This window comes from Halomonas sp. TH-94 (assembly GCF_057473365.1).
In genome coordinates this window covers 1-11,881 of the sequence record NZ_JBYCKL010000029.1, presented here as the reverse complement: position 1 = coordinate 11,881, position 11,881 = coordinate 1, and the positions used below count along the sequence as shown (strand labels likewise).

Below are 11,881 nucleotides of genomic sequence, written 5' to 3'. Positions count from 1 at the left end.
GCACCATTCGCGGTGGGCGCCGGCGGGCAGGTCGTAGCGAAGGTCTTTTGCCATGGATGGCAAAAGTAGCGCCCAGGGAAGGGTTCACAGCGCCTTCGCGAAGGCCTGCCCACCGGGATAGCCCACCAACTCCTACCTAACATCCGGCCAGCAACGAAACGAGGACGCCCATTGCCATGCTCGATTACCAAGCGCCGCTGCGCGATATGCAGTTCATCCTCGAGGAGCTGGCCGGTCTCGAGCGAATCGCTGAGCTGCCCGGTTGCGAGGACGCCTCGCCCGATTTGGTGAGCGCCGTACTGGAGGAGGCCGGCAAGTTCGCCAGCGGCGTGCTCGCCCCCCTCAACCCGGTCGGCGACCGCCAGGGCTGCCGTCTGGAAGGCGAGCGGGTAATCGTGCCCGACGGCTGGCAAGCGGCCTACGACCAGTTCCGCGATGCCGGCTGGATCGGCCTGTCGCTGCCCCCGGCGCATGGCGGCCAAGGGCTGCCCAAGCTGGTTTCCACGCCGGTGTGGGAGATGTGGTTTTCCACCAACATGGCCTTCGCCATGCTGCCCCTGCTCAACGTGGGCCAGACCGAAGCGCTGATGATCGCCGCCAGCGAAGCGCAGAAAGCCATCTGGCTGGACAAGATCGTCAGCGGCGAGTGGGCCGCCACCATGAATCTCACCGAGCCCCAGGCCGGCTCCGACCTGGCCGCCACGCGTATGCGCGCCGAGCCCACTGGCGATGGGGCCTACCGCCTGTTCGGCCAGAAGATCTTCATCTCCTACGGCGAGCATGAACTCACCCCCAATATCGTGCACCTGGCCCTGGCGCGGCTGCCCGACGCCCCGCCCGGGGTCAAGGGGCTGTCGCTGTTCCTGGTTCCCAAGTACCTGCTCGATGATCGGGGCGAGCCGGGGCAGAAGAACGACATCCGCTGCATCGCCATCGAGCACAAGATGGGCATTCACGGCAGCCCCACCTGCACCCTGAGCTATGGCGACGATGGCGGCGCCCTGGGCCATCTGGTCGGCGAGCCGCATACCGGTCTGGCCACCATGTTCGTGATGATGAACGAGGCTCGCTTCAATGTGGGCGTGCAGGGCGTGGCACTGGGCGAGCGCGCTTACCAGGCGGCACTCGCCTATGCTCGGGAGCGTGTTCAGGGGCGCAACATCGTCACCGGCGAAGTCGGCCTATCGATCCTCGCCCACCCCGACGTCAAGCGCATGCTGGTCTCGATGCGTTCCCGGTTGATGGCCATGCGCGGCCTGCTCTACAGCGCCGCCGGCTGGTTCGACCTCGCCCGTCATCACCCCGAGGCCGAGGTCGCCGACAAGTACCGCCGCTACGTCGATCTGCTGATGCCGGTGGCCAAGGGCTGGTGCACCGAGGTAGGCAACGACCTCTGCGACGAGGCAATCCAGGTGTTCGGCGGCATGGGCTTCGTCGAGGAGACCGGGGTCGCGCAGCTGTTCCGCGACGCACGTGTCATCACCATTTACGAAGGCACCACCGGCATCCAGGCCAACGACCTGCTGGGCCGCAAGATACTGCGCGAGAACGGCGCCACCCTGCGCGAGCTGACCGCCGATATTCGCGAAACGGCCGGGCAGCTCGAATCTCATGCAAATCTCGGTGACCTGGCACGGTCGTTCCATGACCAGGCCATCCTGCTCGATGAAACCGTCGACTGGCTGCTGGCCCACAGGGCAGAGACCGCCGAGCTTCATGCCGGCGCCGTGCCGCTGCTGCACCTGCTCGGCACCGCCTGCGGCGCCTGGCAGATGAGCCGCCTGGCACTGGCCGCCACGGCCCGGCTCGAGCAAGGAGAGGGAGACACCGAGTACTTGCAGAGCCTGGTCGAATTGGCGCGCTTCTACATGGCCACCCAAGCCCCTCAGGCTCACAGCCATGCCCATACCATGCGCCACGCTGGTGCGGTGCTGACTCGCTTCGCCGCCGATACCCTGTAATGCCGGGAGCGGGCACGCCCGCTCCGTTCCCCACCCTTCTTGATCACATCTTTCCGGGAAGAAACAACACCAAGGCGGGGAAAAGGATCAGCAGCGCCAGCCGCACCAGATCCGCCACCACGAAAGGCATCACACCCTTGAAGATGGTCCCCAGCGCCACATCCGGGGCCACGGAGCGAATCACGAAGACGTTGATGCCGATGGGCGGCGTGATCATGCCCAGCTCGACAGCCACCACGACGATAATTCCGAACCAGATGGGATCGAAGCCCAGGCTGGTGATCACCGGGAAGAGGATCGGCACCATCAGGATGATCATGGCCATGGGATCCAGCACGCAGCCGAGCACCAGGAACAGCGCAAGAATCAGCAACAGCACGCCATATTCCCCAACCGGCAGAGAGGTTAGCCAGGTAGTCAACAGCTGAGGCGTCTGGGTCACGGTCAGGAAGTAGCCGAATAGCAGCGCCCCTATGAGGATAGTGAAAATGGCTACCGAGGTACGCAGGGCATCGAGCAAGCATGAGAGGGTCAATCGCAGGGTAAGTCGACGCCGCATTACCCCGATCAAGAATGTACAGAAGGCTCCCAGGGCCGACGCTTCTACCGGTGTCACGGCACCGACATAGATTCCCCCGACGATGGCGATGAACAGGAGCAATACCGCCCAGATGCCGCGCAGTGAGTCGAATTTTTCACGCCAGTTCGAGCGCTCGCCCGCAGGCATCGATGCAGGACGCAGCAGGCCCAGGACGCGGATCGTAATAAACGAGAGCAATATCGCCAGAAGCCCAGGGATCACACCCGCCACGAATAGCTGGCCAATGTCCTGGTCGGTAAGAAAGCCGTACAGAACCAACACCACGGAGGGGGGAATCAGGATGCCAAGGGTGCCGCCCGAGGCAATCAAGCCAGTGGAGAGGCTATCCGCATAGCCGGTACGCCGCATCTCGGGCAGCGCCACTCGCGTCATGGTGGCAGCGGTAGCTACCGAAGAGCCGCAGATGGCAGCGAATCCTCCACAGGCCGCCATGGTGGACATGGCGGCGCCGCCACGAAAGCCACCCAGCCAGGCCTGGCCGGCCCGGAACAGCTCGCGGCTCATTCCCGTGGCCGAAGCAAAGACCCCCATCAGAATGAACATCGGGATGAGGCTCAAGTTGTAGTTGGTCACGGTGCGCAGCGGCGAGGTGGCCAGCACCCCCAGCGCCGCATCCAGGCTGGTCACCGCCGCAAAACCGAGCACACCGACGATACCCATGGCGATACCTACCGGCACGCGCAAGGCAATCATGGTGAAGAGCCCCAGGAACCCCAGCAGGGCGATCATGTTGTTACCCATCGCGAGGCTCCTTGGGCGCCTCGTCCAGGATCGAGCCCGAATCGGGCAGCGCTCCGGGGCGCAGAATGAGCAAGACCAGCCGCGCCAGAGCCAGCAGACTGGCGGACACCACGCCCAGCCAGGCAGCGCCGTAGAAGGGCCATAGCGGTAGCTGCAGGTCGGAAGTGGTCTGGCCGGCTCGCAGGATGGTTTCCACCCGCCCGAACAGCACCCAGGCCAGCACGACGATGAAGACCGTCACCAGCAGGTGGGAGAGGATGTCCATCAGGCGCCGCAATGGCGGCGGGCAAAGCTGCCAGACAAGATCCACCGCGATATGATCGTTGCGCCAGGTGGTCGAACCGAGCCCCCAGAGGATAGCGATGCCGAGCAGCAGGCTGGCGATGGCGTGGGCATCGGGAATGGAGGTGGCGATCAGGTAACGCGACAGCGAAGCGACGAAAATCAGCAGCGTGATGACCGCCAGGCTGAGGCTGGCGATGCGCTCGATCAACGCCGCAGCCGCGGTGATGATGGCGTGTAATGGCATGGGCGGTTCCTCGGATGCTAGCCGACGCGATAGACCTGGATGCGGACCCGTCCGGGCTCACGGATGCCTCGTCCGACGAAGAGATCGCGCGTCAGCCAGGCCAAGGCCGGATCGGCGGTCTGGAAGCGGGGCGCGGTGCGAAAGTAATACTGATCGGGATCGACCGGCTCGCCGCGAATCAGCCGCGCCATGACCGGCTCGGAGGCATGCCTCACCCCACCGTTCTCCACTTCGATCAGGCTGCCCTCACGGGTACGCAGGGTGTAGCGCGCCATGATCTCGGCGCAGCCATCTGGGCGGATCAGCTGCCAGTCTGCCCCGCCGCCCAGCACCTCTCCGGCAAGCTTCGGACCATCGAAGCTTCCGCCGGAGATGGGAATGATGCGGCGTCGGCCGATGGCCAGTTCACCGATATCGAGAGGCTCCTCGACCAGCACGTTCAGGGTCGTGACATGCTCCAGCTCAGGGGGATGTTCGAGTCTCACCTGTGCATCTCCTGCGGGTGTGCAACCAAAAACCAGCGCTGGCCGCCTCTCCAGCCATCCATCGCAGGCAGGGGAGACGGCAGCGGCTTCGCGGCGGTGATTACTCGGCCAGGGCATCCACAGCGGCCAATCGCTGCTGCAAATCGCTTAGCAGGCTTTCAGGGTCATGCCCTGCGTTTTGCACGCGCTCGGCCCAGGCGTCACGCAGCGGTGCCGCTGCCTCGCGCCAGGCTTCCAGTTCCTCGTCGGTCAGCTCGATCATGGTGTGCTCGGGCGAGCTGCGAAAATGCTCGTGCCCTTCGCGCTCCATCTCCTCCCAACCACGTGTGACGCGGGTGGCCCACTCCCCGGTGCAGTGGTCGTCGATCACCCCCTGCTGCTCGTCGCTCAGCCGCTCGTATGTGTTGCGGTTGATCAGAATCGCCTGCCAGGAAGAGTACATGGGGTATTCGATGTGATAGCGCGTGATGTCATCGATGCCGAACAGGATCGTCGAGCCGGAGGGGAAGGTAATGGCATCCGCCGTGCCCCTGGCCAGCGCTTCACGGGTTTCGGGCGCCGACACCTGGACACTGGCCCCGCCAAGCACGTTTACCAGTTGGGCAATGGAAGAGTTGGCCGGCCGGATCGTCATGCCCCGCACCTGGCTCGGGTGGCGTATCTCCTCCTTGGCGTGAAGCGTGCCAGGGTAGTGGCCATGGATCAGGCACATCACCACCTCCGGCATCTCCTGCTCGGCATACTGCTTGTACCATTCCGTCGCCGCTTCAGCGCCGTTCAGCGTATCGCTGACGATGAACGGCAATTGCAGCAGGTCCGAGACCGGGAAGCGTCCTGCGGTATAGCCGGGATTGACCCAGGTAACGTCGGCAATGCCGCTGGCAGCCATATCGTAATGGTCTTCCGCGCTGCCGAGCTGCTGAGCCGGGTACATCTGGAAGCTGATGGTGCCACCCGAGGCCGCGTGGATGGATTCGGTCCACTCCTTGAAACCGGTGGCGGGCAGAGCGTGCTGCTCGGGCAGCCAATGGGCGAATCTCAACGTCGCGTCCTGTGCCTGTGAGGCCGAGGACCAGAGGCCAAGACAGAGGGAACCGATCAGGAGCTTGCGTGCTGTCATTGTTGTTTCTCCTTTTCTCAACAGGGCGGAGCGGCCAACGCCGCTCCGGTACCTTCACCCCACCTTGACGATCAGCGCCGCGGCGGAGTCGCCTGCGGCGCAGCCGGTCACCAGGGCGTAACCGCCGCCCTTGAGCGCGGTCTCCTCGATGGCTTCGATCAGCAGGCGCGCCAGGGTCGGCGCCTGAGGGTGGCCATAGACCAGCGAGGTGCCGTAGTTGTTGAAGCTGTGGGCATCGAGCCCCAGCGCCTTGGCCAGGTGCAGGTCATTGGCGATGAACGGCGTGTGGTTCTTGATCGTCTTGATCTGGTCGAGAGTCAGGCCCGCCTGGGCCAGGGCGCGCTGTACCGAGGTGGCCGGCGCCATGGGCATGTGCGCCGGCTTGGTGCGGGCATGGCCATAGGCCACCACCTTGACGACCATCTGCGGGTCGCGGCTCATTGCCTCGGCGCGCTCGCGGGTGGTGACGACGATACCGGCATTGGCATCGGCCGGGTGGGTCTGGGCACCGTAGGTATGAATGCCCTCCGGCTGCACCGCCCGCAGCCGCGCCAGTGCCTCGGCGCTGGTCGCATTCACGCCCTCATCGGCTTCGACGAGCTTGGTTTCCTTGCGCGAGACCGCGACCTCCACGGGGAACATGTAGCGCTTCTGGAAGGCGCGATCGTTCGCCAGAGCGTCGGCGTACTGCTCGTAGCGCCGCAGGGTAAGCTCGTCGGCCTGCTCGCGGCTGAAGCCATGCTCGCGCGCCACGTTCTCGGCGGTGGTCAGCATGTCCTTGCCGGTGGCCGGGTCGGCGGCGATGTTGTCCATGTTCCAATTCTCGGCAATCACCTCACCGCCCGGCCCGTTGGGGTTGGGCCAGATGGTGTGGGGGCCGTTGGAAGGCCGGTCGGCGAGCAGGCAGTAGGTGGTGTCGAAGCCGCCGGCATCCACCGCCAGGGCGGCATTGAACACCGCCGTGGTGGCGGTCGCACAGGCCTGGGTGATGTTCTGGCCCGGGGCCTGGCCGGCCCCCATCATGGCCGCCGCCCAGGGCGCGCCGTAGAAGATCGACTTCTGCCCCACCGACACCCCCAGGTAGAGATAGTCGATGAGGGTGGGATCGATGTCGCGGCTGGCGAACCAGCGCTTGCTGGTGGCCGCGCCAAGCTCGATGGCGTTGACGTTGGCCAGGCTGCCCATCCACTTGCAGAAAGGAGTGGTGTAGTAGCCGCCGTAGGGGATGTAGGCATTGTTGAACATAGTGGCCTCTGACTCGTGGAAAAAGGAGGCCCCGGCCGCGTTCGCCGCCTGAGGCCTCAAGCGGAGATCATTGCGCCATCAGGGACGCCCGAAGCTCACCCCACCGGGGCTCGAAGAGTTTTGCCGGCATCTCGCGCAGCTCCTCGGCAATGCGCGGCACAAAGTCCATGGCCGCGAGGATGTCGCGCTCGATGTCGATACCCGGGGCGATTTCGGTCAGGGTGATCTCGCCGTCGAGCAGCTCGAAGACGCAGCGCTCGGTGACGAACAGCACCGGCTTGCCAGTCTCGTGGGCATAGCGGCCGCTGAAAGTTATCTGATCGACCTGCTGGACGAACTTGCGGCGCGGGCCCTCCTGAACGATCCGCAGGCGCCCCTCCTCCACGACGACGTCACCGCCGTTGGTGAAGGTGCCGCAAAACACCACCTTGCGGGCGTTCTGGCTGATATTGATGAAGCCTCCCGGCCCCACCACCTTGTCGCCGAACTTGCTGACGTTGAGGTTGCCCTCGTGGTCCGTCTGGGCCAGCCCCAGGAAGCACACCGCAAGGCCACCGCCGTCGTAGAAGTCGAACTGGTAGCCGTGGTCGATGATCGCCTCGGCGTTATAGGCAGTGGCAAAATCGCCGCCACTGGCCGGCACGCCGCCGTAGGTGCCGAGCTCGGTGGTCAGCGTCATCAGGTCGCTGACGCCTTCTTCGGCCGCCACGCTGGAGACCCCTTCGGGCATGCCGATGCCGAGGTTGACCACCCCGCCCGGCACCAGCTCCATGGCGGCGCGCCGGGCAATGACCTTGCGCGGATCCAGCGGCAGCGGCTTGATGCCGCCCAGTGGCACCTTGAGATCGCCGGCCAGCGCCGGGTTGTAGGCGGTGGTGATGGTCTGCATGTGGTGCTCGGGCTCGGCCACCACCACGTAGTCGACCAGATCGCCAGGCACCTTGACCTGCTTGGGGTGCAGGCTGCCCTGGGTGGCCAGATACTCCACTTGGGCGATGACGATGCCGCCGCTGTTCCTGGCCGCCTGAGCCATGGAGAGCTGTTCGAGGAACAGCGCTTCGCGCTCCATGCTCAGGTTGCCGCGCTCGTCGGCGGTGGTGGCGCGAATCACCGCCACGTCGACCGGGAAGGTGCGATAGAGCAGCCACTCCTCGCCTTCGAGCTCGACCAGCTTGACCAGATCCTCTTCGGCGGCGGCGTTGGCCTTGCCCCCCTCGAGGCGAGGGTCGACGAAGGTTCCGAGCCCCACCTTGCTCAGCACGCCTGGTTTCTTGCCGGCGATATGGCGCCACAGGTGCGCCAGCACGCCTTGGGGCAGCAGGTAGCCCTCGACGCGGTTCTCGCGGATCAGTTCCCCCATGCGCGGGGCCTGACCGGTGTGACCGCTGATCAGCCGCTTGACCAGCCCAGCGTGGCCGAGATGATTCATGCCGCGGCTCTTGCCGTCTCCGCAGCCGCAGCTATGAGCCACGGTAAGATTGCGGGGCGCCCCGCTCTCCAGGAAGCGCTGCTCCAGCGCCGTGGCCACGGCCTCGGCAAAACCGCACAGCCCGGCAGTGGTCCAGAGGACGGTGTCGCCATCCTTGATCAGATTCGCCGCGGCAGCGCTGTCGATGATCTTGTTCACTCTTACGCCCTCTTGCGAAACCATCTACATGATTAATTAATATATTGTTTATTAAACAAACATATAAATCTGAAAACATATGACGCCGACTTGAGCGCCCCGGCTTCATGCCCGGGGCGTACCGGTCAGCCGCTGGTCAGTACCAGCACGATCTGGGGATAGAAGATCACCAGGGCGACCACCAGGATATCGGCCACCAGGAAGGTCGAGACGCCCTTGAAGATGTCCATCAGCGAGGCGTACTGCCCGGCCACGCCCTTGATCACGAAGATGTTCATGCCCACTGGCGGTGTGATCATGCCGATCTCCAGCAGCTTGACCAGCAGCACGCCGAACCAGATCAGACTGACGTCGTATAGCTCGAAGATCGGCAGCAGCACGGGCAGCGTCACCAGCATCGCCCCGAAGGGTTCCATGAACAGGCCGAGAAAGAGGTAGATCAGCACGACGATCAGCATCAGTTCGAGATAGGAGGGGTCCCAGCCGCTGACAGCGCCGGTGATATAACCGGCCACACCGCTGAGGCTCAGAAACAGCGTGAACATGCTGGCACCGACGCCGATGATCAGCAGCGCCGAGGTGGTGGAGAGCGTCTCGAGCAGTGCCGCCTTCATGGCCCTTCCATTCAGACGCCGCAGTACCAGGCCGATCAGTATGGCGCCGGCAGCGCCGACGGCACCGGCCTCGGTGGCGGTGAAGAAGCCGGAAAAGAGACCGCCAAATACCAGTACGCCTAGCGCCAGCACCGGCCAGATATCGAGCAGCGCCTGGCGCGGGGTCACATCGCGGGCGCCCGTGGCTTCCCGGGGCACGATGTCGGGACGCAGCCAGCTGACCATCAGGATCACGATGCAGTAGCTCACCGCGGTCAGCAGGCCGATGGTGATGCCCCCAAGAAACACCTGGGTAATCGAGACCTGGGCGAAAACGCCGTAGACGATCATCAGGATGCTGGGCGGGATCAGCGCCCCGATGGTGCCGCCCGCGGCGATGGTGCCGCAGGCGAAGCTGGGCTTGTAGCCGCCCTTCACCATCTCGGGAATCGCGATGCGCCCCATGGCGGCCGAGCAGGCGACGCTGGAGCCGCTCACCGCGGCAAAGCCGGAGCTGGCAAAGATGCTGGAAATCGCCACGCCGCCGGGCAGCCAGCGGAACACCACCTTGGCGGCATTGAAGAGGCCGTTGGTCAAGCCGGCGTGATAACAGACGAAGCCCATCAGCAGGAACATGGGCACCGCACTGAGCGTCCACTTGGCGATGAATTCATAGGGCGTCGAGGAGAGCATGCCGATGGCAGTGTTCCAACCGAACATCACCGTCATGCCGCCAAGCGAGACCGCTATCAGGGCAAGCGCAACCGGTACGCGAAGCGCCAGCAACAGCAGCAGAATGATCAATCCATAAAAGCCGATCGCAACGGACATGAAATTACCTTTCCTCTTGCGCGGGAGAGTCGTACGTCGTACCCGTTGCCAGCAGCGGAAGCCTGACCAGGCAAACCAGCGCAGCAAGTGCAAAGGCCACGGGAAGTACGAAATAGGTCGGCCAGACAGGCATGGGCACGTTCAACGACATGACATAGGCGCCGATCCGGTATTGCTCGACGGCCTTGCCCCAGGTAGCCACGGCCAGGATGGTGTAAATACCCGCCGAGAGAAGCGATACCAGCACGTCAGAGACACGCATCAGCCGGGGGCTCATCATGCCTTCGAGAGCTTCGACGCTGATCATGCTGCGCCGCCACTCGACCCATCCCAGCGGCAGCAGTGCCAAGGTGATCAGGTAGTAGCGGGTGACCAGTTCGAGCGTGGCGGGTATGGAGATGGAAAGCGTCGAGCGCAGCACGACATCCAGGGTGATGTGCAGCACCATCAGCAGGATGCCCAGGGTACCCAGCAGCGCCAAGCCGACGGCGGCGAGGTTGGTCAGGCGGTATAAAACGGCCATGAGGCATCTCCCTCAAAGCCGGCCCGAAGGCCGGCAATCGGTGGGGCTTACGACCCGCTCAGCTGCCGTAGCTGGCAAAGTCGACGTCACTCCATATTTCACGCTTCATGGCATCGGCGATGGCCTCGGGGTCGTCACCGAGCTCCTCGACGATCTCGGTCCACTTGTCGACCAGTGCCTGGAAGCGCTCGATCTTGGCCTCGGCGTCTTCCACACCGTAGCGGCGCTCGGCCTGTTCCGCGGCGTAGGTCAGGTCCTCTTCGATGAAGGCCGGAATGGCGTCGAGAAGATCCTGGTCGGGCTCGAGAATCTCGATGCCGCTCTCCTTGGCAATTTCGCGCGCCTCTTCGGCCATCTCGTAACCCCAGCGCTGGGTGATCGCGGCGCTCGCCTCGACGGAAGCGTGGATCATCGCCTCACGCTGTTCCTCCGTCAGGCTGTCCCAGGCCTGCTGGCCGATGGCGTGGGAGATGGTGCTGTGGAAGGTACCCAGCTCGACGTCGGTCACGTAATTGAGCACGTCATCGAGGCGGAAGGAAATGATGTCGGCGATGGAGGCGATGGTGCCCTCGATCACGCCCTGGGAGAGCGACTCATAGGTCTCGCCCACCGACATGGTCGCCGGTGTCAGGCCGACCGACTCGGCCCAGCGCGAGTACTGCGGGCCGCCGACGCGCATGCGCAGGCCGCGCAGATCGGCGAGGGAACGCACGGGCTTGGTACTCAGGATGCGATAGAGGTCAGAGGCATGGGAGCTGGTATAGACGATACCCAGCGCCTTGAGCTCTTCCTGACATTCCGCGCAGGTAACGATATATTCCGTGATTGCCGCCCCCATCGCATGGGGCGTGGTGCCGAGGAAGGCCATGTCGCCGACCAGGTTGATCTCGGGAAGATCGGCCGGGAAATAGGCCGGCAGGAACAGCCCCGCCTCAACCAGACCGCTGCGGATGGCGTTGCGCATGTTGCCGATATTGGCCACCTCGGTGCCCAGCAGGTTGCCCGTCAGCGCACCATCCGTTTTCTCAGCCAGCCGCTCGGCGAACTCGGTGAACATCGGGTTGTAGGCGGGGTGGGCGGGCGGGACCCCTGGTGCCATGCGCAGCTCACGGGCCTGAGCATGGCTGGCAAGCGCCAGACTGCCCACGGTGACGGCAATGGCGACGGTCTTGAGCAGCGTGTGATTCGTCATGGGTGTCTCCAGATGGGTTATATTTGTTTGTTAGATAAACAATGGTTCATATCATCTATCTTTGAGCTGATTATAGTCTACTCATCAACCCCACTCGATACCCGACTTTGGTAGAAGCCTCAGCTCACCGGACCAGCAAGGCGTGAGCCGATAAAAAAGGCCCGGCGGGACTGCCACCCACCGAGCCGAAAGCAAGCTAGTCGGACACAGAGCGCGTTACCTCAGAAGCTGACGCTGAGACCCGCCGCCACGTTGTTGTCGGTGCGGTCGTAGCGGCCTGCTTCGAGGAAGCCGTAGACCTTATCGTTGAAGTGATGCCGCACGATGCCGACCAGGGCGTCGTTATCGAGATCGAAGTTCCTGTCGTTCTCGGCGTAGCCCAGGGAGACCGACCAGGCATCGCTGAGACTGGCCGAGACGTTAACGCCCCAGG

General features: G+C 64.1%; 11 protein-coding genes. 1 reads left to right on the top strand and 10 read right to left on the bottom strand.

The window, feature by feature from the left end:
* Positions 1-176: 176 nt before the first annotated feature.
* On the top strand, positions 177-1,961 hold the full coding sequence (locus tag AC2VNO_RS04920) for an acyl-CoA dehydrogenase (protein ID WP_486933087.1): 1,785 nt from the start codon (positions 177-179) through the stop codon (positions 1,959-1,961).
* 43 nt (positions 1,962-2,004) lie between these two features.
* On the opposite strand, the gene AC2VNO_RS04915 is transcribed toward AC2VNO_RS04920, so the two are convergent.
* From AC2VNO_RS04915 to AC2VNO_RS04870, 10 genes are all read right to left on the bottom strand, one after another.
* Positions 2,005-3,303: a TRAP transporter large permease gene (locus AC2VNO_RS04915; RefSeq protein WP_486933086.1), complete on the bottom strand. Its 1,299-nt coding sequence runs from the start codon at positions 3,301-3,303 to the stop codon at positions 2,005-2,007.
* The gene (locus AC2VNO_RS04910) at positions 3,296-3,832 is read right to left on the bottom strand and encodes a TRAP transporter small permease (protein WP_486933085.1); all 537 of its coding nucleotides are present in this window, start codon (positions 3,830-3,832) and stop codon (positions 3,296-3,298) included. The genes AC2VNO_RS04915 and AC2VNO_RS04910 overlap by 8 nt, the downstream gene beginning before the upstream one ends.
* A 17-nt stretch (positions 3,833-3,849) precedes the next feature.
* On the bottom strand, positions 3,850-4,317 hold the full coding sequence (locus AC2VNO_RS04905) for a DUF3237 domain-containing protein (RefSeq protein WP_486933084.1): 468 nt from the start codon (positions 4,315-4,317) through the stop codon (positions 3,850-3,852).
* 100 nt (positions 4,318-4,417) lie between these two features.
* Positions 4,418-5,437 carry a TRAP transporter substrate-binding protein gene (locus AC2VNO_RS04900; protein WP_486933083.1) on the bottom strand — a complete coding sequence of 340 codons (1,020 nt, stop codon included), beginning with the start codon at positions 5,435-5,437 and terminating at the stop codon, positions 4,418-4,420.
* Between the two features lie 54 nt (positions 5,438-5,491).
* Complete coding sequence (locus AC2VNO_RS04895; protein WP_486933082.1) at positions 5,492-6,682, bottom strand: thiolase family protein; 1,191 nt, start codon at positions 6,680-6,682, stop codon at positions 5,492-5,494.
* Between the two features lie 67 nt (positions 6,683-6,749).
* A complete protein-coding gene (locus AC2VNO_RS04890; protein ID WP_486933081.1) occupies positions 6,750-8,309 on the bottom strand; it encodes an acyl CoA:acetate/3-ketoacid CoA transferase in 1,560 nt (519 codons plus the stop codon).
* Between the two features lie 125 nt (positions 8,310-8,434).
* Positions 8,435-9,733, bottom strand: a complete 1,299-nt coding sequence (locus AC2VNO_RS04885) for a TRAP transporter large permease (protein WP_486933080.1) — start codon at positions 9,731-9,733, stop codon at positions 8,435-8,437.
* Positions 9,734-9,737: 4 nt separating this feature from the next.
* Complete coding sequence (locus tag AC2VNO_RS04880) at positions 9,738-10,256, bottom strand: TRAP transporter small permease (protein WP_486933079.1); 519 nt, start codon at positions 10,254-10,256, stop codon at positions 9,738-9,740.
* A gap of 58 nt (positions 10,257-10,314) precedes the next feature.
* On the bottom strand, positions 10,315-11,448 hold the full coding sequence (gene dctP / locus AC2VNO_RS04875) for a TRAP transporter substrate-binding protein DctP (RefSeq protein WP_486933078.1): 1,134 nt from the start codon (positions 11,446-11,448) through the stop codon (positions 10,315-10,317).
* 221 nt (positions 11,449-11,669) lie between these two features.
* A partial coding sequence (locus AC2VNO_RS04870; protein WP_486933077.1) for a hypothetical protein occupies positions 11,670-11,881 on the bottom strand: 212 nt, incomplete at its 5' end.